The organism is Cryobacterium cryoconiti (genome assembly GCF_004403065.1).
In the GTDB taxonomy this organism is placed as follows: Bacteria; Actinomycetota; Actinomycetes; order Actinomycetales; family Microbacteriaceae; genus Cryobacterium; species Cryobacterium cryoconiti.
In genome coordinates this window covers 177,298-197,446 of sequence record NZ_SOHA01000039.1, presented here as the reverse complement: position 1 = coordinate 197,446, position 20,149 = coordinate 177,298, and the positions used below count along the sequence as shown (strand labels likewise).

At 67.5% G+C, this 20,149-nt stretch carries 23 protein-coding genes; 15 read left to right on the top strand and 8 right to left on the bottom strand.

Annotated elements, in window-relative coordinates; translation table 11 throughout:
- Nucleotides 1-61: 61 nt before the first annotated feature.
- From E3T49_RS13835 to E3T49_RS13820, 4 genes are read right to left on the bottom strand one after another with little or no spacing between them, the layout of a single operon-like run.
- A complete protein-coding gene (locus E3T49_RS13835; RefSeq protein ID WP_134425475.1) occupies nt 62-1,405 on the bottom strand; it encodes a sulfate adenylyltransferase subunit 1 in 1,344 nt (447 codons plus the stop codon).
- Complete coding sequence (gene cysD / locus E3T49_RS13830; RefSeq protein ID WP_277613101.1) at nt 1,405-2,388, bottom strand: sulfate adenylyltransferase subunit CysD; 984 nt, start codon at nt 2,386-2,388, stop codon at nt 1,405-1,407. Before cysD ends, E3T49_RS13835 begins: the two co-directional genes overlap by 1 nt.
- The gene (locus E3T49_RS13825) at nt 2,385-3,116 is read right to left on the bottom strand and encodes a phosphoadenylyl-sulfate reductase (protein WP_134425473.1); all 732 of its coding nucleotides are present in this window, start codon (nt 3,114-3,116) and stop codon (nt 2,385-2,387) included. Before E3T49_RS13825 ends, cysD begins: the two co-directional genes overlap by 4 nt.
- Nucleotides 3,113-4,837, bottom strand: a complete 1,725-nt coding sequence (locus tag E3T49_RS13820) for a nitrite/sulfite reductase (protein ID WP_134425472.1) — start codon at nt 4,835-4,837, stop codon at nt 3,113-3,115. Before E3T49_RS13820 ends, E3T49_RS13825 begins: the two co-directional genes overlap by 4 nt.
- A gap of 642 nt (nt 4,838-5,479) precedes the next feature.
- On the opposite strand from E3T49_RS13820, the gene E3T49_RS13815 reads away from it, so the two are divergent.
- Entirely contained in the window at nt 5,480-6,964 is a 1,485-nt protein-coding gene (locus tag E3T49_RS13815) for a DUF222 domain-containing protein (RefSeq protein ID WP_134425471.1), read from the top strand.
- A gap of 70 nt (nt 6,965-7,034) precedes the next feature.
- Here the strand turns inward: E3T49_RS13815 and E3T49_RS13810 are convergent, their stop codons facing one another.
- Both E3T49_RS13810 and E3T49_RS13805 read right to left on the bottom strand, forming a co-directional pair.
- Nucleotides 7,035-7,214, bottom strand: a complete 180-nt coding sequence (locus E3T49_RS13810) for a hypothetical protein (protein WP_134425470.1) — start codon at nt 7,212-7,214, stop codon at nt 7,035-7,037.
- A gap of 191 nt (nt 7,215-7,405) precedes the next feature.
- Nucleotides 7,406-8,116 (bottom strand): sirohydrochlorin chelatase, encoded by a 711-nt coding sequence (locus E3T49_RS13805; protein WP_241972825.1) that lies wholly within the window; start codon nt 8,114-8,116, stop codon nt 7,406-7,408.
- A 153-nt stretch (nt 8,117-8,269) separates the two neighbouring features.
- Here E3T49_RS13805 and ftsY point away from each other — a divergent pair, with 153 nt between their 5' ends.
- A complete protein-coding gene (gene ftsY, locus E3T49_RS13800; RefSeq protein WP_134425468.1) occupies nt 8,270-9,145 on the top strand; it encodes a signal recognition particle-docking protein FtsY in 876 nt (291 codons plus the stop codon).
- A gap of 7 nt (nt 9,146-9,152) precedes the next feature.
- A complete protein-coding gene (locus E3T49_RS13795) occupies nt 9,153-9,656 on the top strand; it encodes a DUF2004 domain-containing protein (protein ID WP_134425467.1) in 504 nt (167 codons plus the stop codon).
- Between the two features lie 32 nt (nt 9,657-9,688).
- Here the strand turns inward: E3T49_RS13795 and E3T49_RS13790 are convergent, their stop codons facing one another.
- Complete coding sequence (locus tag E3T49_RS13790) at nt 9,689-10,000, bottom strand: putative quinol monooxygenase (RefSeq protein WP_134425466.1); 312 nt, start codon at nt 9,998-10,000, stop codon at nt 9,689-9,691.
- 76 nt (nt 10,001-10,076) lie between these two features.
- Between E3T49_RS13790 and ffh the strand changes: the two genes are divergently transcribed.
- Complete coding sequence (gene ffh, locus E3T49_RS13785; RefSeq protein WP_134425465.1) at nt 10,077-11,648, top strand: signal recognition particle protein; 1,572 nt, start codon at nt 10,077-10,079, stop codon at nt 11,646-11,648.
- A gap of 28 nt (nt 11,649-11,676) precedes the next feature.
- On the top strand, nt 11,677-12,480 hold the full coding sequence (locus E3T49_RS13780; protein WP_134425464.1) for an LLM class F420-dependent oxidoreductase: 804 nt from the start codon (nt 11,677-11,679) through the stop codon (nt 12,478-12,480).
- A 141-nt stretch (nt 12,481-12,621) separates the two neighbouring features.
- On the opposite strand, the gene E3T49_RS13775 is transcribed toward E3T49_RS13780, so the two are convergent.
- Nucleotides 12,622-13,764, bottom strand: a complete 1,143-nt coding sequence (locus E3T49_RS13775) for a glutamate--cysteine ligase (RefSeq protein WP_134425463.1) — start codon at nt 13,762-13,764, stop codon at nt 12,622-12,624.
- A 310-nt stretch (nt 13,765-14,074) separates the two neighbouring features.
- Between E3T49_RS13775 and rpsP the strand changes: the two genes are divergently transcribed.
- The 10 genes from rpsP to E3T49_RS13725 all read left to right on the top strand — a co-directional run bounded on the left by rpsP (nt 14,075) and on the right by E3T49_RS13725 (nt 20,119).
- Nucleotides 14,075-14,500: a 30S ribosomal protein S16 gene (gene rpsP, locus E3T49_RS13770; RefSeq protein WP_134425462.1), complete on the top strand. Its 426-nt coding sequence runs from the start codon at nt 14,075-14,077 to the stop codon at nt 14,498-14,500.
- A 2-nt stretch (nt 14,501-14,502) separates the two neighbouring features.
- Nucleotides 14,503-14,739: an RNA-binding protein gene (locus E3T49_RS13765; RefSeq protein ID WP_134425461.1), complete on the top strand. Its 237-nt coding sequence runs from the start codon at nt 14,503-14,505 to the stop codon at nt 14,737-14,739.
- A gap of 22 nt (nt 14,740-14,761) precedes the next feature.
- On the top strand, nt 14,762-15,445 hold the full coding sequence (gene rimM, locus E3T49_RS13760; RefSeq protein ID WP_134425460.1) for a ribosome maturation factor RimM: 684 nt from the start codon (nt 14,762-14,764) through the stop codon (nt 15,443-15,445).
- An 86-nt stretch (nt 15,446-15,531) separates the two neighbouring features.
- Nucleotides 15,532-16,404 (top strand): formate/nitrite transporter family protein, encoded by an 873-nt coding sequence (locus E3T49_RS13755; RefSeq protein ID WP_134425459.1) that lies wholly within the window; start codon nt 15,532-15,534, stop codon nt 16,402-16,404.
- Nucleotides 16,405-16,413: 9 nt separating this feature from the next.
- Entirely contained in the window at nt 16,414-17,130 is a 717-nt protein-coding gene (gene trmD / locus E3T49_RS13750; protein WP_134425458.1) for a tRNA (guanosine(37)-N1)-methyltransferase TrmD, read from the top strand.
- A gap of 36 nt (nt 17,131-17,166) precedes the next feature.
- Complete coding sequence (locus E3T49_RS13745; RefSeq protein ID WP_134425457.1) at nt 17,167-17,736, top strand: MFS transporter; 570 nt, start codon at nt 17,167-17,169, stop codon at nt 17,734-17,736.
- A 225-nt stretch (nt 17,737-17,961) separates the two neighbouring features.
- Nucleotides 17,962-18,306, top strand: coding sequence for a 50S ribosomal protein L19 (gene rplS, locus E3T49_RS13740; protein ID WP_134368536.1), 345 nt, complete (start codon nt 17,962-17,964; stop codon nt 18,304-18,306).
- Between the two features lie 85 nt (nt 18,307-18,391).
- A complete protein-coding gene (gene lepB, locus E3T49_RS13735; RefSeq protein WP_134425456.1) occupies nt 18,392-19,138 on the top strand; it encodes a signal peptidase I in 747 nt (248 codons plus the stop codon).
- Nucleotides 19,139-19,783, top strand: a complete 645-nt coding sequence (locus E3T49_RS13730; RefSeq protein WP_134425455.1) for a ribonuclease HII — start codon at nt 19,139-19,141, stop codon at nt 19,781-19,783. It abuts the gene before it with no gap.
- A 12-nt stretch (nt 19,784-19,795) separates the two neighbouring features.
- Entirely contained in the window at nt 19,796-20,119 is a 324-nt protein-coding gene (locus E3T49_RS13725; protein ID WP_066596196.1) for a DUF2469 family protein, read from the top strand.
- Nucleotides 20,120-20,149: the final 30 nt, after the last annotated feature.

Genomic DNA, 20,149 nt, shown 5'->3' with positions numbered 1-20,149 from the left:
CAGCCGCCGAGCAGCGCCGGCAGGGCGGCGGCGACGACGAGGCCGAGGGCGGCGCGCCGGCTCACGCGGGCACCCCGGCCTCGGTCACGATGCCGGCGGCGAGGGTCGCGCCGTCCTGCGGGTGGATCACCAGGAACGCCCCGGCCCGGCGGTTCGCGGCGTACGTCTCCAGCGGGAGCGCGGTGGCCAGGCGCACCGTGACCTGGCCGATGTCGTTCACGTCGAGGCTGCCCGCCGTCTCCAGGTCCAGCGTGTCCAGGTTCAGCCGGCCGGTGACCGTGCCCAGCAGCGCCTGCACCGTGCTCGTGCCGAACTTGACCAGCGCCCGGGCGCCCGGGGTCAACGGTCGAGGGTCGAGCCAGAACAGGTCGGCCGTGAGGTCCCGCACCGGTTCGGGCAGGGTGCCGGCGGCACCGATCACGGCCCCGCGGGCGATGTCCAGCTCGTCCCGCAGGCGCAGCGACACCGACTGCGGTGCGGACGCCTGCTCGAGCTCCCGGCCGGCGAAGTCGATCCCGGTGACGACCGTGGTGGCTCCGCCGGGAGCCACGGTCACAGCGTCACCGACCCGCACGGTGCCCGAGGCCACCTGCCCGGCGTAGGCACGGTAATCGCGAAAGGCGTGCGCGGCATCCGGTGCCACAGCCACGGCACCCTGGGGGCGCACGACGAGCTGGACCGGCAGCCGGAAGTCCTCCACGGCACTGTCGACCTCGTCGGCGGCCGGCAGGGTCTCGAGCAGTTCGAGCAGGCTCGGACCCGTGTACCAGGGGGTGTTCGCCGAGCGGTCCACGACGTTGTCGCCGGCGAGCGCGGAAACGGGGATCACGTGCACCGCACCGAGCGCCAACTCCTCGGTGACGGCGCGCACGGCGGCGGCGACCGTGCTGAAGGCCTCCTCGTCGTAGCCGAGCAGGTCGATCTTGTTCACGGCGATCACGATGTGCGGCACCCGCAGCAGCTTCACGACCGACAGGTGCCGGCGGGTCTGCTCGAGCACGCCCTTGCGCGCGTCGATGAGCATGATCACGGCATCCGCCGTCGTGGCGCCGGTGACCATGTTGCGCGTGTACTGCACGTGGCCGGGGCAGTCGGCCAGGATGAACGAGCGCCGGGCGGTGGCGAAGTACCGGTAGGCGACGTCGATGGTGATGCCCTGCTCGCGTTCGGCGCGCAGGCCGTCGGTCAGCAGGGCGAAGTCGATGCCGCCCGAGGCGCCGCCGAAGCCGCGCTCGGTGGAGGTGCGCGTGACGGTGTCGAGCTGGTCGGCGAGGATCGCCTTCGAGTCGTGCAGCAGCCGCCCGACCAGTGTCGATTTGCCGTCGTCGACCGAGCCGGCCGTCGCGAAACGGAACAGGGTGCCCTGGGCGGTGTCGGCGAGAGGGTGAGTCGGCGTCGGTGACATTAGAAATACCCGTCCTTCTTGCGATCTTCCATGGCGGCCTCGGAGATGCGGTCGTCGGCGCGGGTCGCGCCTCGTTCGGTGATGGTGCTCACGGCGATCTCGCGAACAACGGCGGCCACGGATGCCGCGTCCGAGTCGACCGCGCCGGTGCAGCTCATATCGCCCACCGTGCGATACCGCACGGTGCGGTTCTCGGTGGTTTCGGTGGCCCGGGGCGCACTCACCGGGCCCGTCGCCCGCCACATTCCGTCGCGGCGGTAGACCTCCCGCTCGTGCGCGTAGTACAGCGGGGGGAGGACGATGCCCTCGCGCTCGATGTAACGCCAGACGTTGAGTTCGGTCCAGTTGCTGATCGGGAACGCGCGCACGTGCTGGCCCACGGTGTGGCGGCCGTTGTAGAGGTTCCAGAGTTCGGGGCGCTGGTTGCGCGGGTCCCACTGGCCGAACTCGTCGCGGAGCGAGAGGATGCGTTCCTTCGCCCGGGCCTTGTCCTCGTCGCGGCGGGCGCCGCCGAAGACGGCGTCGTGGCGGCCGGCGGCGATCGCGTCGAGCAAAGGCAGGGTCTGCAGCGGGTTGCGGGTTCCGTCGGCGCGTTCCTGCAGTCGGCCGTCGTCGATGTAGTCCTGCACGCGGGCCACCTCGAGCCGCAGGCCGAGGCGCTCCACGGTCTCATCGCGGAAGGCGATGACCTCGGGGAAGTTGTGCCCGGTGTCCACGTGCAGCAGCGGGAACGGGACCTTCCCCGGCCAGAACGCCTTCGCGGCGAGGTGCAGCACGACCACGGAATCCTTGCCGCCGGAGAACAGCAGCACGGGGCGCTCGAACTCGGCGACCACCTCCCGGATGATGTGGATGGCCTCGCTCTCGAGCACGTCGAGCTGGGAGAGGCGGTGGGCGGCGTCGGCGGTGCTGGCGGCGTCGGCGCCGCTCGCGGCGGCGGCCTGGGGGGCCGGAGCGTCGGCAAGGACAGGGAGAGCGTTCACAGGTGGAGTCCGCATTCTGTTTTCGCCAGGCTGGCCCAGCGTCCGGATCGGGGGTCGTCGCCGGCGGCGACGGGTTTCGTGCACGGTGCGCAGCCGATCGAGGGATAGCCCTGGCCGAGCAGCGGGTTCACCGGCACGCCGTGTTGCCCGGCGTAGTCGAGGATCTCGTCGAAGCTCCAGGCCGCGACCGGGTTCACCTTCACCAGGCCGTTGCGCTCATCCCAGACGACCAGCGGTGTGTTCGCGCGGGTGGGGGCCTCGTCACGGCGCACCCCCGTGAACCAGACCTCGTAGCCGCCCAGCACGCGGTGCAGCGGCTCCACCTTGCGCAGGGCGCAGCAGCGATTGGGGTCGCGGCCGAACAGCTCGGCGCCGTGGGACGCGTCCTGCTCGGCCACGCCCTGCTCGGGCAGCACGTCCACGATGCGCACCGGCAGCAGCCGGGCCACATCGTCCCGCGTGGCATGGGTCTCGGCGAAGTGGTAGCCGGTGTCGAGGAACAGGACGTCGACGCCGGGCAGCTGCCGGGAAACCAGGTGGGGCAGCACCGCGTCGGCCATCGAGCAGGCGACAGCGGCGGCATCCGTCTGGAAGTTGCGGGCGACCCAGGCGATGACCGCGTCGACGGATGCCTCGCCCAGCTCGGCCGCGCCGGCCTCGGCCAGCGCGCGCAGCTCGTCGGGGTCGCGGCGGACGCTCGTGGGGGTGGCGGTGTTGTTCTCGCTCATTGCAGTGCCTCCTCGTCGGCGCGGTGGGCCCAGACGGCGAAGGTCTCCGTGTCGCCCCGGTCGGCCAGGAATCGCAGCACGATGCGCTCGACGTAGTCGGCGAGGTCGTCCGCGGTGACCTTGAGGCCGCGCACGGTGCGGCCGAGCCCGGCTTCGTCCCGGCCGACGGATGCCAGTCCGCCGCCCAGGTGCACCTGGAACCCGGGCACCTGGCCGCCGTCGGCGCCCGGCAGGAGCTGCCCCTTGAGGCCGATGTCGGCGGTCTGGATGCGGGCGCAGGAGTTCGGGCATCCGTTCACATGCAGGCTGATCGGTTGCGGCACGGCGATGCCCGCCAGGCGCTTCTCGAGTTCGAGCACCGCGTCGGTCGCGGCCTGCTTGGTCTCAACGATGGCCAGCTTGCAGAATTCGATGCCGGTGCAGGCGATGGTCGAGCGGCGGAACAGGCTGGGTCGAGCGGCCAGGCCGAGCGCGTCGAGGGCGGTGATGAGTGGCTCGACGTTCTCTTCGCTGATGTCGAGCAGCACCAGCTTCTGGTGCGGCGTCGTGCGCAGCCGGGCGGAGCCGTGCTGCTCGAGCAGGTCGGCGAGTCCGGTGAGCATGGTGCCGGAGACCCGGCCGACGAAGGGTGTGACACCGATGTAGAACCGGCCGTCGACCTGCTTGTGCACGCCCACATGGTCACCCTGCTGGGTCGGCGTCGGGGCGGGAGGGCCGTCGGGCAGCGCCTCGTGCAGGTACTCGTCTTCGAGCACCTGCCGGAACTTCTCCGGTCCCCAGTCGGCGAGCAGGAACTTCAGCCGCGCCTTGTTGCGCAGCCGCCGGTAGCCGTAGTCGCGGAAGATCGAGGCGACGCCGAGCCAGACGTCGGCGACCCTGTCAGGGGTGACGAAGGCACCCAGGCGCTCGCCGAGGCGGGGGTTGGCGGAGAGGCCGCCGCCCACCCAGAGGTCGTAGCCGAGGCCGAGCTCCGGATGCCGCAGGGCGACGAATCCGACGTCGTTGATCTCGTGCACGACGTCCTGGCTCGGGTGCCCGGTCAGGGCCGTCTTGAACTTGCGCGGGAGGTTCGCGAGTTCGGGGATTCCGATGTATCTCGCCGTGATGTCGGCGATCGCCTCCGTCGGGTCGAGCAGTTCGTCCACGGCGATTCCCGCCACGGGGGAGCCGAGGACGACCCGCGGCACGTCGCCGCAGGCCTCCGTGGTCTGCAGGCCGACGGCCTCGAGGCGGCGCCAGATCTCGGGCACGTCCTCCACCCGGATCCAGTGCAGCTGGATGTTCTGCCGATCGGTGAGGTCGGCCGTGTCCCGGCCGAAGTCCTCGGAGATCTCGCCGATGACGCGCAACTGGGCCGTGGTGAGTTGGCCGCCGTCGATGCGCACCCGCAGCATGAAGTACTTGTCCTCGAGCTCGTGCGGTTCGAGCGTCGCGGTCTTGCCGCCGTCGATGCCGGGCTTGCGCTGCGTGTACAGCCCCCACCACCGGAATCGCCCGTGCAGATCGGTGCCCTCGATCGAGTCGAATCCCTGCTTGGAGTAGATCTCCTCGATCCGCTCCCGCACGTTGAGCCCGCCGTCTTCCTGCTTCCAGGCTTCGTTTCCGTTGAGCGGCGCCGTGCCGTCGACCTTCCACTGCCCGTTCGGGCGGGAAGCCGGGCGAGGGGGACGCGCCGGCCTGGTCGCTTCTGTCTGACTCGCTTCCGTCTGACTCGGTGACACGGTGGGCTCCTCCTCGTGGTCGCGGTGCCGGCTTCACGAGATGCCGAGCTTGCGTGGGGGAAAACGTACCGAGAACGAGGGCAGGGCGACGCTTCCGGCCGTAACGGCCGGTCACGCGCCGTAGCGAACCGTCACACAGTCGCGCCGTTGTGCTGCCCCCTCTACGGTGTCCCGCCGTCCCCGGTTCCCTCCTCCCCGGTCCGGGCGCACCCTGCGGAAGCAGGCGCACGTTAGAACATCCGCCGCGAACCACAACCTGCGCCCCGAGACCGAGCCGCCCCGGTGGTCGAGCCTGTCGAGACCCCGCGAGTCGCCCTCGGTGGTCGAGCTTGTCGAGACCCGGCGAGTCGACCCGCTCCCGGTGGTCGAGCTTGTCGAGACCCGGCGCCCCGCCCTCGGTGGTCGAGCTTGTCGAGACCCGGCGCCCCGCCCTCGGTGGTCGAGCTTGTCGAGACCCGGCGCCCCGCCCCGCTCCCGGTGGTCGAGCCTGTCGAGACCCGGCGAGCCGCCCGGCTCCCGGTGGTCGAGCCTGTCGAGACCCGGCGAGCCGACCCTTGACTGCTTAGTACACAACTTTGATTATCATACGTAAATACGTGACAGACTCTCGACTACGCGTACTAACTCTGCTATCCTCGACGCATGACCACCACCGCAGACGACCTCAGAACGGCAACGGATGCCGTCGCTCGCCTGGGCTCGTCCTGCGCCGATTACGAGGCTCTTCCCGATGCCGAGGTGCTGGCCGGTCAGAGGCAGATCGCGGCCGCGCGCCGCCTCTTGGATGCACGCTCCGCCTGGATGGCGGCGACCATCGCCCGTCGCTCCCGGCCCGAGCTCGGCCACTCCGGTCTGGCCGCCCAGCAGGGGTTTCTTTCACCGGAGGCGCTGATCCAGACGGTGACCGGCTCAACCAAGAATGATGCGTTCAAGCTCGTTGCGGTCGGCACGATGATGGCCGACGCCGAGGCGGCGGAGAAGCTGGTCGAGGCGGCCGTGGAGTCGCCCGACAGCGATCCCGGTGTTGTCGCCGCTTTCGAGGCGAAGGTGCCGTGGCAGGCACCGATCGCCCGAGCCGTCACCGACGGCAGCCTCTCGGTCGATGCGGCCGAGTCGATCCGTTCCGGCCTCGGCCAGATCGACGCCGCGGTCACCGCCGACAAGCTCGGCACCGCCCTCAAGTCGCTCCTCATTGAGGCCGCGTCGCTGAATGTCGACCAGGTCTTCAAACTCGCCCGCCGGATGCGCGACCAGCTCGACGAGGCGGGCATCGCCGCCCGGGAGAAGCAGGCCCACGACGACCGGTTCCTGCGGGTCTATCGACTGGACAACGGCAAGGTGCGCTTGAACGGCCTCTTCGCACCGGAAGACGGCGAGTTCGTGCTCTCGACTTTCGACTCCGTGACCAGCCCTCGCCGCGGCGGGGTGCGGTTCGTCGACAAGGAGAAGGCCGCCTGGGCGAAACGTGTGCAGGATGACCCCCGTACCACGGAGCAGATCGCCGCTGACGCCCTGGTTCAGCTGCTGAAGATCGCTGGGGAGGCCGACCAGGGCCGCGTCTTCGGCGGGCGCCGCCCCGCGGTGCGGGTGATCGTAACCGAGAAGGCCCTGAAGTCGGGCCAGCCGGCCCCCGGCCAGGCGGCCCAGGGCGGACCGGTTACGGCCGAAGCCGCCGAAACCCTCGAAGCAGCCGCCGCCCATGGTCAGATCGAGGGCAACCCCGTCCCGATCTCGCAGGAGACCATCGACCGGCTGCTCTGCGACACCGGAACCCGCGGCATCCAAGTCGACGACACCGGGCAGATCATCAACGTCGGCCGTGACCAACGGCTCTTCACCGAAGCGCAGCGCGCCGCGATGGGGGTCCGGGACGGCGGCTGCCGCTGGGTGGATTGCGACCGATCACCTGCGTGGTCTGAGGCGCACCACATCAACGGATGGCTCGCGGACAACGGGTACACCGACCTTGCCGACGGGGTGCTGCTGTGTCATCCGCACCATCTGCTGCTGCACAACCAGCACTGGACGATCATCCGCACCGGAAACGACTACTGGCTACGACCACCGGTCGACGTCGACCCGGAACAAACGCTGATCGCATTGCCCAGCAAGCGCGCGACCCTGTAATCCCCAGGCGGGGCCACAGGGTACGTTTGCCGTCTTTGCTGTCCGTGCCTCCACCAATCGGGAACGCAAGTCACGCGTCCGGGGCCGCCCGCCGGGGCGCATCGCCGATCCCGAGAGTGAACAGGTCGCCGAGAGCTTTCACCGCCGGACCATCGACGAACACGTACACGCCATTGGCGATCATTCCCGCGATCAAGGAGAGGTTGACCAGATCCAGCACCTCCTGGGTCTCCTCGGTGAGGAATGGCACCACCTGCCACCCTGGCCATACGTTGACCGCGTAGAACAGCAGAGAATTGATCGCGAGGGCGATCGCATAGCCTAACCGCCGACCGGGGCGGGAGGGGCGGGGTACGGCATCCGTTGACAGGGTCGCAGTGTCTGGCCGACGCGTCGGCCGTTCTAGGACCGGAAGTCCCCGGAGATTTCTACATCGTGGCTTCAGACCGCGCTGAGATACCGGCTGACCACTACGTCGACGAGATACAGCGGTGCCGGTTCGTCGGGTACCAGGAGCGGCCGGGTCACGACATCCGCCCCGGACTTCTCGACCAGACCCTGGAAATACCCCGGAGCCAGCAGATAGCTGCTCGCGACGATGCGACGACCGGGATTCTCAATGCGCGTGCGCGTGACCATGCAGGCCAGCGGAGGGCGGGCCGCCGAGAGGAACCCGAGGGCGATGACACGACCGGATGCCGCGGCGAGCCCGGCCGCCACGGCTCGGCAGTCCGCGACGGCCCGGGCATCACTCGAACCCGCGACGGCCAGCACGACCACATCATCGTCCGCGAGGCCGGCTTCGTCGAGCCGCTGCCGCAGGAGGGCGATGAGCCGGTCGTCCGGGCCGAGGGCAGAGCCGAGCACCACCTGGCGCACGGTCTCGGCGCGCACGGCATCCGTCAGGTCCACGTGCACGTGGTATCCGGCCGAGAGAAGCAGCGGCACCACGACGGCGGAACGGCTCGGCTGCAGTGCGGCCAGGGTTTCCGAGGTGTCCGGGTGCTGCACATCGACGAATCCGAGAGCCACAGTCAGTTCCGGATGCGCGTCCGCGACCGCACGCATCAGCCCGGCGACGGCTGCCTGGCCGTGCGGCGAAGACGTGCCGTGGGCGATGCCGACGAGTGCGGGGGAGGTCTGGGCTGTCACCCCACCATTCTGCCGGGTCGGGGTCGCCGTGTGACCGTACATGTCAGACGTCCGGTGGGGCCGATCTCGTCGTGCGCGCACCCTGCGCCGCAGCGCGCGTGGCACGCCACCGGCAGAGCGGCGCAGCCACCGCGCGAGCCATAGGCTGTAGGTATGGCAGAACGCACCCCCTGGTCTCTTTCCGGCGCACTGCGCGGAATGTTCGCGAAGAAGACAATCGACGCGGAGACCTGGGACGACCTCGAAGACGCGCTCATCCAGGCCGACTTCGGGCCCAGCATCACGGAGGCCATCGTGGCCGACCTGCGCGCCAAGGTCGCCCGGTACAACACGACCGACCCGACCGACCTGCAGCGGATGCTTCGAGAAGGCCTCGAGGAACGGCTCTCCAAGCTCGACTCCACCCTCAACCTCAGCGCGCGGCCCGCCGTCGTGCTCGTCGTGGGCGTCAACGGCGTCGGCAAGACCACGACCATCGGCAAGTTCGCGAAGTTCCTGCGCACGTACAACCGCAGCGTGCTGATCGGGGCCGCCGATACCTTCCGCGCGGCCGCCGTGGAACAGCTCGCCACCTGGGCCGAACGCGCGGGCGCCGACATCGTGCGGCCGCAGGCGCACGGCCAGGACCCGGCATCCGTCGCCTTCCAGACGGTCGAGCGAGCCCTGAAGGACGGCACGGAGATCGTCATCATCGACACCGCCGGGCGCCTGCAGACCAAGGGTGGTCTGATGGACGAGCTGACAAAGATCCGCAAGGTGATCGAGAAGCAGACCCCGATCGCCGAGGTTCTCCTGGTGCTCGACGCGACGACCGGCCAGAACGGGCTGGCCCAGGCCGAGGCCTTCATCCAGCATGCCGGCGTGACCGGGCTCGTGCTGACCAAGCTGGACGGATCCGCAAAGGGTGGCTTCGTGCTGGCCGTGCAGGAGAAGACCGGCATCCCCATCAAACTTGTGGGCCAGGGTGAGGGCATCAACGACCTCACCGGTTTCACGCCGCACGTTTTCGCACAAAAACTCGTCGGATAGGAAAGCCATGACCATCGAACACGACTTCTTCGGAATCCTCGGCAGCGACGACGCTGGCGAGGTCTACTGGTCGGACACGGCCGAACTGGGTGACCAGGACGTGCAGATCGACCTCAGCTCGCCCGACGAGGAGTCCGTCTCCACGGAGGCGCTCGACATCGCCGCTGCCATGGTCAACGCCATCGAAGAGCTCGACTCCCAGGCCCGCGAATCGCTTGTCGCCGACCTGAGCAAGGAGGCCTCGATCACGAGTGCCTACATCACGACCGAGCTCGACGAAATGGATCCCGAGGTGCTCGACGACGCCCTGATCTGGGATTCCGGCGACAAGCAGATCGACTTCCTGCGGTCCATCCAGCTGCAGCGGATCGGCTTCCACCCCCACCACTTCCGCAGCGAAGAGCACTTCGCGGTGCTCGAATACTCGATCAGCCCCGATGACACCGATGCCCTGCTCGTCGTCACGATCGACGTGCACGGCGACCCTGTGCTCATCGCTGTCGAGCAGTAACCGGGCCGTCGACCCGGCGGGGGAGAGCCTCCCTACTGAATAGTGCCCTTGGCCGGTTCGCCGAGCGGCACGTTCTGCAGCACCTTGACGTCGGTGGGCACGGCGAGGGCGTCGTCGGTGAGAGCGCCGAGCCGGGCGATACCCGCGCCCGTCGCGTGCACAGCCAGGTCGGCGGGGCTGGCCCAGCGTTCGACCATGACCACCAGGTCTCCGTCGGTGTGAGCGGCGTACAGCTCGCAGCCCGGCTCGGCGTGCACCAGAGGGGAGACCACGGCGAAGGCGTCGAGGATCTCCTGGCTGCGACCGGGCTTCGGGGTGAGGATGGCGACGACGACAACGGACATGATGACTCCTGACTTCGAGTGCGGTTTGCGCACCCGAACAACCGTAGGCTCCGCGACCGGTTAAACTAAACGCATCATGGCTACTTTTGGAAACCTCTCAGATCGCCTGGCCGAGACGTTCAAGAATCTCCGCACCAAGGGCAAGCTCAGCGCGGCGGATGTCGACGGCACCGTTCGCGAGATCCGTCGGGCGCTGCTCGACGCCGACGTCGCCCTCGAGGTGGTCAAGGACTTCACCGGCAAGGTGCGCGAGCGTGCCCTCGGCGACGAGGTCAGCAAAGCGCTGAACCCCGCTCAGCAGGTCGTCAAGATCGTCAACGAGGAACTCGTCGAGATCCTCGGTGGCCAGCAGCGCCGGCTCGAATTCGCCAAGAAGCCGCCGACCATCATCATGCTCGCGGGCCTGCAGGGTGCGGGTAAGACCACCCTCGCCGGCAAACTGGCGAAGTGGCTCGTCAAAGACGGGCACACCCCGATCCTGGTAGCAGCCGACCTGCAGCGCCCGAACGCGGTCACCCAGCTCGAGGTCGTCGGTGCCCAGGCGGGCGTGCCCGTCTACGCGCCGGAGCCCGGCAACGGCATCGGTAACCCGGTCAAGGTCGCCCGCGACGGCGTGAAATTCGCCCAGCAGAAGATGCACGACGTGGTCATCGTCGACACCGCCGGGCGCCTCGGCGTCGACGCTGAGATGATGAAGCAGGCCGCGGACATCCGTAAGGCCATCGATCCCGACGAAGTGCTCTTCGTGATCGACGCGATGATCGGCCAGGATGCCGTGGCCACCGCCAAGGCGTTCCAGGACGGCGTCGACTTCACCGGTGTGGTCCTGTCCAAACTCGACGGCGACGCGCGAGGCGGCGCTGCCCTGTCGGTGGCGTCGATCACCGGTCGTCCGATCATGTTCGCGTCGACCGGTGAGAGCCTTGACGACTTCGAGCCGTTCCACCCCGACCGGATGGCCAGCCGCATCCTCGACCTCGGCGACATCCTCACCCTGATCGAGCAGGCACAGGGTGCCTTCGACGAAGACGAAGCCCGCAAGATGGCGGAGAAGTTCTCCACCGACAGCTTCACCCTCGACGACTTCCTCGGCCAGATGCAGCAGTTGCGCAACATGGGCTCGATCAAGAAGATGATGAGCATGCTCCCGGGCGCCGGCGCCATGAAGCAGCAGCTTGAGAACTTCGACGAGCGCGAGATCGTGCGCACCGAGGCCATCATCCAGTCGATGACCAAAGCCGAGCGCACCACCCCGAAACTTCTGAACGGGTCCCGCCGGCTGCGCATCGCGCGCGGTGCCGGCTCCACCGTCACCGAGGTGAACCAGCTCGTGTCCCGGTTCGAGCAGGCCGCCAAGATGATGAAGACGGTCGCCAAGGGCGGCATGCCCAACATCCCCGGTATGGGCCCGGTTCCCGGCGGAATGGGCGGCGGCGGCCGCGGCAAGCCGCAACCCAAGAAGAAGGGCTCGAAGTCAGGCAACCCGGCCAAGCGGGCGGCGGAGAACCTGGCCCTCGCGTCCGGCGAGAAGGCGGCCCTGCCCGCGGGTGCCGGCGGCGGCACGGGCTTCGGCCTCGGCGGCTCCAAGAAGGCCGGCGGACCCACCGAGGACGAGATGGCCGCGCTGCAGAAGATGCTCGGCCGGTAGCACCCGGCCGCCGGTTTAGGATGAGCGCATGACCTCCTCCGCTGCGTCCTCCATGCCCGGCCGGGTGCGCATCGGCGCGCAAATCGCCCCGCAGCACGCCCTGTACCCGAAGATCCGGGAAACCCTGACCGAGGTCGAGGCTCTCGGCACGGACGTGGCGTTCAACTGGGACCATTTCTTCCCGCTGTCCGGCGAGAAGGACGGCCTGCACTTCGAGTCCTGGACTCTCCTGGCGGCCTGGGCCGAGCAGACCTCCACCATTCAGCTCGGGGCTCTGGTGAACTGCAACAGTTATCGCAACGCCGACCTGCAGGCCGACATGGCGCGAACCATCGACCACATCAGCGGCGGACGGTTCATCTTCGGCACGGGCTCCGGCTGGTTCGAGCGCGACTACGACGAGTACGGGTACGACTTCGGCAGTGTCGGAAGCCGTCTGGACGCCCTGGCAGTCGATCTGCCGCGGATCGAGGCGCGCTGGGCGAAGCTGAACCCGCCGCCCGTGCGCGACATCCCCGTGCTGATCGGCGGCGGCGGGGAGAAGAAGACCCTGCGCATCGTGGCCAAGCACGCCGACATCTGGCACTCGTTCTCCACCCCGGCCGTGCTCGAGCACAAACTCGGCGTGCTCTCCGGCTGGTGCGACACGGTGGGCCGGGACCTGGCTGAGATCGAGATCTCCACCGAACTGCGGGGGCGTACGGTCCAGGAGGCCGACCAGCTCTACGACCTCGGCGCGCGCCTGTTCACCCTCGGCCTGTCCGGGCCGCACTACGACCTGGCCCCGCTCACCGACTGGCTGGCCTGGCGCGACAGCAAGAACGCGCTCTAGACATCCGTCGGCTGCGCCGCCCTCTGACGTCAGCCGCTCCCGAGGCTCTGCGGGAGCTGACTGTTCCCGAATCGGACCACTGTTGCCGGTGCGCGGGCAACAGTTGTCCGACACGGCAACAGTTGCCGCCGGGCAGGCCGCTCAGAGGATGGCGGGGATTCCCGTGCGCAGTTCGCGGCTCAGGGACGCCACGACGGCCGGCAGACTGCCTCCGTTGGCCTCGGCGACCCGGAGCTGCCGCTGATAGCTGGCGCCTTCGGTGATGATCCGGTCGAGGCTGCGCAATTCGTTCGAGCAGCCCAGCCGGTCGGCAACGGGGGAGAGAACCCCGATCAGGCGGTGCACATCGTCCTTCACCGGGCTCTGAGCGCCCGTGGCATCCGTGATGATCTCGGCTTCCAGGCCATAGCGGGCCGCACGCCATTTGTTCTCTCGCACGAACCACGGTTGCATCGACGCCACCGTCTCGCCGGCGTCGAGCCGCTCGCTCATCCAGTCGACCAGGCACTGGATGAACGCGGCGATCGCCCCGAGCTCCTCCGTCGTGGACACGCCGTCGCAGGCGCGCACCTCGATGGTTCCCCACCGCGGAGACGGGCGGATGTCCCAGCGCACCTCGGTCACGTCGTCGATCACGCCCGTGGCCTCCATATCGGCCACATAGCGCTCCCAGGCCTCCCAATCCTCGAGGATCCACGGGAGACCGGCTGTGGGCAGTTGCTGGAACATCAGGGCCCGGTTGGACGCGTAGCCCGTGTTGACGCCTGCCCAGAACGGGCTGGACGCCGACAACGCCTGCAGGTGCGGCAGGTAGCCGAGCAGACCGTTCAGGATCGGGATGACTTTGGCCTTGTCCTCGATCCCGACGTGAACGTGGATGCCCCAGATCATCATGTTGCGCCCCCACCACTGGGTCCGGTCGATCAGACGGTGGTAGCGCGCCTTGTCCGTGACCTCCTGATCGAACCATTGGCTGAACGGATGCGAGCCGCTGCAGATGAGTTCGACGCCCCGGGGATCGGTGATCGCCCGTACCTCGTCAACCTGGGCCGCGACATCCGCGACGGCGCCCGCGACGGTGTGATGCACGCCCGAAACAAGTTCGACGGTGTTCAGAAGCAATTCCCCGGTGATGTGCGGATGCGGCGTGCCGTCGGCTCCGGCCAGCGCCGTCAGTACCTCGTCGGCCAGGCAGACCAGGTCTCCCGATTCGCGGTCCACGAGGGCGAGCTCCCACTCGATGCCAATGGTTGACCGTTCTGACCGGGCAAATTCGATCCCCACGCGCGGTCCTTCCGATCCTGGTGCACCCGTTCGGGTGTGGTTTTGTGACAATCCTGACACCGATTCACTCACCGGCGCCACAGCCTGCACGCCGGGCCCGGCCTGGCCGATACCGGGGCGGTATTCGCCCGGCCTCGCTGCAGGCGGTCGATTATCACAAAGTCGTCGATGTCTGACAGAATGATTAGTCGAGTTCTCTTGCGTCCGACCCTCTACTCAGGCGCAGGAAAAAACCTTATTGAGCTTGTGCCGAGTGTGCCCCCACGCTCACGGCCCTCAGTTCGCCAAAAATCAAATACACAGGAGAATTGTGGCTGTCAAAATTCGTTTGAAGCGCATGGGTAAGATCCGTGCACCGTACTACCGCATCGTCGTTGCCGACTCGCGCACCAAGCGCGACGGTCGTGTCATCGAAGAGATCGGCATCTACCACCCCACGCAGGAGCCCTCCGTCATCGAGGTCAAGTCCGAGCGTGCGCTCTACTGGCTGGGCGTTGGCGCACAGCCGACCGAGCAGGTTGAGGCTCTCCTCAAGCTGACCGGCGACTGGGGCATCTTCAAGGGTGACAAGAACGCCGTCTCCACGGTGAAGTTCAAGGAGCCGAAGGCTCCTTTCGTTGCCGACGAGAAGAAGAAGCCGGTTCTGAAGCCGAAGGCTGACAAGCCCGTGGCCAAGGAAGAGGCGCCCAAGGAGTCCGAGGCTGCCGCAGAGGCAACCGAAGAGGACAAGGCGTAATTTTGCTCGCTCCCGCGCTTGAGCACCTCGTCAAGGGGATCGTTGATCACCCCGACGATGTGCATGTTGTCGCCCAGACGTCCCCCCGGGGCGAGGTGCTCGAGGTTCGCGTGAACCCCGAAGACCTCGGCCGCGTGATCGGCCGTTCCGGGCGCACCGCCAAGGCCCTGCGCACCCTCGTGGCTGCGCTGGCCGATGGTCGGCGCGTGCGTGTTGACGTCGTCGACACCGATTTCTGAACTGGTAAATGAGTAGTTGGATATGAGTTCGGTGAACGACGGCACTAGCCCGCGCAGCCAGTTGAGGGTTGGGCGCCTGACGAAGGCGCACGGCCTCAAGGGAGCGATCAAGCTGGAATTGTTCACGGATGACCCGGGACGACGTTTCGTCCCGGGCGCCGTGTTCACCCTGCAGGTACCCACGGGTTCCCCGTGGCACGGCAAGAAAATCGAGCTCGTCGAGCTCCGCTGGTACAACCAGCACGCGGTGGGCTTCTTCAAGGATGTCCCGGACCGCGAAGCGGCCGAGGCCCTCGCCAAGGCGATCCTCTGGATCGACCAGGACGATGCGGAACAGTCCGGCGAAGAAGACGCCTGGTACGACCACCAGCTGATCGGCCTTGCGGTCGTTCGCGACGGTGAGAAGATCGGCACTATCGCCCGGCTGGAGCATCTCCCCGCGCAAGACCTGCTGATCGTGAAGACCCCGGCCGGCGAAGTGATGATCCCGTTCGTGAAGGCCATCGTGCCGTCCGTCGACATCACGACCGGAATCGTCACCATCACCCCACCTCCCGGACTGCTCGAAGAGCTCCCGGAGGAACCGGACGACGATGACGAGAGCGTCGGGAACGACGCCGACACCACCGCAGCCCCGGCTGCCCCCGAAACTGAATCAGAACCCGAGGCCGAGATCGAGATCGACGGAGTCCCCGGCCGGAGCTGACCCACCCTTGGGGAGAGGCGCGCCGCGCCCGACCGGCTCCCCTCCTCGTCACGACGCGGCACCCTTTTTTCTAGGAGCACCGTCGCATGTCGTACGTTAAACCGAATCAACTCATTGATGACATTATTCACTCCGGTGTTCTCAAGACGAGGCTGACCATCGGCCAAATGGCGGTACGGGGTGTGCTCGCCGGGGCCATCCTCGGAGCGGCCACGACCGTCGCATTAACCGCCGCCGCCCAGACCGGGCTGCCGATCGTCGGGGCTGTGCTCTTCCCGGTCGGCTTCGCGATGATCCTCCTGCTGGGTCTCGAACTGGTCACCGGAAGTTTTGCCCTTATCCCGCTCGCGATCATGGAGGGGCGCACGACGATCGCCCGGGGGCTGACGAACTTTTTCGTGGTCATCGTCGCCCACCTCGTCGGGGCCGGACTCTACGCCTTCCTCTACACCGCGTCGATCACCTATCTGGGCACGGACACCTCCGACCCGATGATCCAGGCCATCATCCACCTCGCCGAGCACAAGGTGCTGCCCTATGAGGCCGTGGGTGCCGGAGGCATCCTGGTCGCGATCATCAAGGCCATGCTCTGCAACTGGATGGTCGCGATCGGCACGATCATGTTCTACACGTCGAAGTCGACGGGCGGCAAGATCCTCGCCATGTGGCTGCCGGTCACCACGTTCTTCAGCCTCGGGCTCGAGCACGCGATCGTGAACATGTTCGCCATCCCGGCCGGGATCATGCTCGGCGCGGATATCACGATCGGTCAGTGGTGGGTCTGGAACCAGGCGCCCGTGCTCTTCGGCAACTTCCTCGGTGCCGTCCTGTTCACCGCGCTGCCGATCTACTTCTCGCACCGCACCAGGGTGAACCGGGCCAGGACCGCCGCCGAGGTCGCCGAGGTCGGTGCCGCCGCCGACGCTGCGCCCGCCGAGCCCACGCTCATTCGCTCGTAGACTTCTCCTGTGCGCATTGACATCATCACGATCTTTCCGGAGTTCTTCTCCGTCCTCGACGTCTCCCTGGTCGGCAAGGCCCGTCAGTCGGGCCTGATCGATCTGCGGGTGCACAATCTGCGCGACCACACGCACGACCGGCACCACTCCGTCGACGACACGCCGTACGGCGGCGGCGCCGGCATGGTGATGAAGCCGGAACCGTGGGGTGACGCGATCGACGCCATCCTCTCCGACGTGCAAGACGTACCGGCGGCAACGGATGCCGCTCCGCTCCTGATCTTCCCGTCTCCCGCCGGTGAGTTGTTCACTCAGGCCATGGCCCGCGAACTGGCCGGGGAGTCGAACCTGATCTTCGGGTGCGGCCGGTACGAGGGCATCGACCAGCGGGTCTTCGACCACTTCGCCGTGGAGGGTCGGGTGCGGCTCGTCAGCCTCGGCGACTATGTGCTGAACGGGGGAGAGGTGGCGGTGATGGCCATGATCGAGGCCGTCGGCCGGCTGATCCCGGGCGTCGTCGGCAACCCGGAGAGTCTCGTCGAAGAATCCCACGAGGACGGCCTGCTCGAATACCCGAGCTACACGAAACCCTCGGCCTGGCGCGGACTCGACGTTCCCCCGGTGCTCCTGAGCGGAAACCACGGCGCAATAGCCGCGTGGCGGCGCGAGCAGCAGCTCGAGCGCACGGCCCGGGTGCGCCCGGACCTTCTGCCGCCAGCGAACTGAGCGGTCCCGCCCGGACTGGCCGGGTAGTCTGATCCCGTGTTCGTACGCAGGGTCTTCTACTACTGGCAGTTCATCGCCGTCGTCGTTCTTCCGGCGTGGCTTCTGATCGGTGCCTCCGTCTACGGGAGCGGCGGCTGGGACGTGGTCGGCAGCTTCTTCACCGGCCTTGTGGTCGGGGTCGGCCTGCTGGCCGTGAGCCTGATCTTCTTCGCCCGCTCCGAGGTGCGCAGCGCCCGGATGGTGTCGTGGCCGGACGTGGGCGTCCTCACCCTCTGGCACGGTCTCATCATCGCCATGGGCTTCACCTATGGTGTCGCGCCGGGACTGGCCGCACTCGTGATCCTGGTCGGGCTCGGCGCCTTCTGGTTCTCGATCTGGGAACTGTACGCCGCCGCCCGCCGCAGTATGCGGGCCATGATGCTGCTCGTGGAGGAGACGGCGCGCGGTCCCGTCTCGCCGAACGGGGTGCCGCCGACGATCCCGCCGACCGACCGCTTCACCCCCACACCGGATCCCTCCGTGATCATCGTTCGGGAGAGCCCGCTGAACGATGACGGTCCGCCCGACCGGAACACCCGGAACACCGGCGGCGACCAGGCCGGATAGCCCCGGAGGCTTCACTCCGTTCTCTCGCCGGCCCTGGGTGCACCTTTTGCAGGCAGGCTCGTTTTCGTGACATAATGGGCGATTGTGCCGTAGCAAGCCTCTGCCACAGGGGAGCTGCACCGTATCGGCATGACACACACTCATTCATTTGCTGTTCCGCACGCCTCGCGTGTCGGACAACATAAGCCGTAGTCGTCCTGTGGCGGATACAGAGAGCGAACCAATATGCATATTCTCGACCAGGTGGATGCACCATCCCTCCGCAAGGACATCCCGGCCTTCCGCGCCGGCGATACCGTCAAGGTCCACGTCAACATCGTTGAGGGCGCCCGCTCTCGTGTGCAGGTCTTCCAGGGAGTCGTCATCGGACGCTCCGGCGAAGGCGTGCGCGAGACGTTCTGCGTTCGCAAGGTCAGCTTCCAGGTCGGCGTCGAGCGTACCTTCCCGGTGCACTCCCCGGTGATCGACCACATCGAGGTCATCACCCGTGGTGACGTGCGTCGCGCGAAGCTGTACTACCTGCGCAACCTGCGTGGCAAGAAGGCCAAGATCAAAGAGAAGCGCGACTAATACCCGTCGCAGTCGACTCTCAGCTTTAGCTGGATTCCCCCTGAGCTCCTCACCCGTACACTGGGTCAGGAGCTCAGGCGGTTTAATGACAGACAATCCTCTGCCCTTGCGATCCGATCGCCGGGGAACAGAAACGAAGCGCACCAAGCGCGGCGTTGCACGATTCATTCGCGACCTTCTGGTCATCTTCGTGGTGGCCCTGCTCATCTCGTTCCTGATCAAGACCTTCCTGATCCGTTCGTTCTATATCCCGTCCGGGTCGATGGAAACCACGCTGCTGGTCAATGACCGCATCATCGTGAATCAGCTCGAACCCGATCTGATCCCGATCACCCGCGGCGACGTCGTCGTGTTCCGGGATCCGGGCGGATGGCTGCTGCCGCAGGTCCCGCTCGAACAGAACCCCGTCGTGGCCGCCGCCGACTGGGTGATGTCCGCGGTGGGGCTGTCCGCGCCCGACAGCAACGACCACCTCATCAAACGCGTCATCGGGCTGCCCGGCGACCACGTCACGTGCTGCAACGTGCTCGGCCAGATGAGCGTCAACGACGTTCCGATCGCCGAACCCTATGTCTCGCTCCCCGCCGGCGAAACGAGCGTGTCCAAGGATGACTTCGACATCGTCGTTCCGGAGGGCTCGCTCTGGGTGATGGGTGACAACCGGTACAACTCCAAGGATTCCCGCTACAACACCGAGACCCCGGGCAGGGGATTCGTCCCGGTCGACAACGTCGTCGGCCGCGCCATGGTGATCAGCTGGCCGATGGCCCGGTGGACCTGGCTCGACGACTACCCGGAGGTCTTCCAGGGCATCCCCACGGAGACGAGGTAGATGGCGGTCGTGGACCCGACCCTCGACGTCGAACTGGCCCTGCTGGCCGCCGGGGCAACCTGCGTCATCGGCTGCGACGAGGTGGGCCGCGGTGCCCTCGCCGGACCCGTCGGCGTGGGGGTTGCCGTCGTGAACGCCGCCTCTGCCGCCATCCCGGCCGGACTGCGCGACTCGAAGATGCTCAGCCAGCCCCGGCGCGAGCTGCTCGCCCCGCTGGCGGCGGACTGGGCCCTGCAGTCCGCAGTGGGCCTCGCCTCGGCGCTGGAGGTCGACCAGCTCGGCATCATCGCCGCGCTCGGCCTGGCCGGCAAACGCGCCCTCGGGCAGCTGCACGCGGCCGGGGTCGACGTGACCGGCGCCGTGGTGCTCCTGGACGGCAACGACGACTGGTTGAACAAGGCGCTCAATACCCCGCTGAACGTGGTGACCCGGGTGCGGGCCGACCAGGACTGCGCGTCGGTGGCGGCGGCATCCGTGATCGCCAAGGTGCACCGCGACGCGCTGATGATCGCGGCGGATGCCGTGACTCCCGGCTACCAGTGGGCCGGCAACAAGGGCTACGGCAGCGCAGCGCACATGGACGCCATCGCCCTGCTCGGCCCCGCCGTGCTGCACCGCAAATCCTGGCTGAAGATCACAGCGTAAGATTGAGACACCATGGAAGAAGATGAGTTCGAGGACTACGACCGCGAGGTCGAGCTGGCCCTGTACCGCGAGTACCGCGACGTCGTGGGCCAGTTCCAGTACGTCGTCGAGACCGAGCGACGCTTCTATCTCGCGAACGAGGTGGAATTGGTGCGCCGTGACACGGAGCACGACTTCTACTTCGAACTGACTATGAAGGATGTCTGGGTCTGGGACGTCTACCGTTCCGACCGGTTCGTGAAATCGGTGCGCGTTCTGACGTTCAAGGACGTCAACGTCGAAGAGCTTGCCTCCAAGGAGTTCGAACTCCCGAAGGAACTCGCGCTCGACGAGTAGCACAACGAATACTCAGGCCGCAGGGTCTGC

Bases quoted from the DNA above. Each gene is read 5' to 3' on its own strand.
- E3T49_RS13790 (WP_134425466.1), bottom strand. From the start codon at position 10,000: ATGTCCGTTGTCGTCGTCGCCATCCTCACCCCGAAGCCCGGTCGCAGC.
- rplS (WP_134368536.1), top strand. From the start codon at position 17,962: ATGCATATTCTCGACCAGGTGGATGCACCATCCCTCCGCAAGGACATC.
- E3T49_RS13725 (WP_066596196.1), top strand. From the start codon at position 19,796: ATGGAAGAAGATGAGTTCGAGGACTACGACCGCGAGGTCGAGCTGGCC.
- lepB (WP_134425456.1), top strand. From the start codon at position 18,392: ATGACAGACAATCCTCTGCCCTTGCGATCCGATCGCCGGGGAACAGAA.
- E3T49_RS13795 (WP_134425467.1), top strand. From the start codon at position 9,153: ATGACCATCGAACACGACTTCTTCGGAATCCTCGGCAGCGACGACGCT.
- E3T49_RS13755 (WP_134425459.1), top strand. From the start codon at position 15,532: ATGTCGTACGTTAAACCGAATCAACTCATTGATGACATTATTCACTCC.
- ffh (WP_134425465.1), top strand. From the start codon at position 10,077: ATGGCTACTTTTGGAAACCTCTCAGATCGCCTGGCCGAGACGTTCAAG.
- rimM (WP_134425460.1), top strand. From the start codon at position 14,762: ATGAGTTCGGTGAACGACGGCACTAGCCCGCGCAGCCAGTTGAGGGTT.
- E3T49_RS13835 (WP_134425475.1), bottom strand. From the start codon at position 1,405: ATGTCACCGACGCCGACTCACCCTCTCGCCGACACCGCCCAGGGCACC.
- E3T49_RS13780 (WP_134425464.1), top strand. From the start codon at position 11,677: ATGACCTCCTCCGCTGCGTCCTCCATGCCCGGCCGGGTGCGCATCGGC.
- E3T49_RS13815 (WP_134425471.1), top strand. From the start codon at position 5,480: ATGACCACCACCGCAGACGACCTCAGAACGGCAACGGATGCCGTCGCT.
- ftsY (WP_134425468.1), top strand. From the start codon at position 8,270: ATGGCAGAACGCACCCCCTGGTCTCTTTCCGGCGCACTGCGCGGAATG.
- E3T49_RS13730 (WP_134425455.1), top strand. From the start codon at position 19,139: ATGGCGGTCGTGGACCCGACCCTCGACGTCGAACTGGCCCTGCTGGCC.
- E3T49_RS13825 (WP_134425473.1), bottom strand. From the start codon at position 3,116: ATGAGCGAGAACAACACCGCCACCCCCACGAGCGTCCGCCGCGACCCC.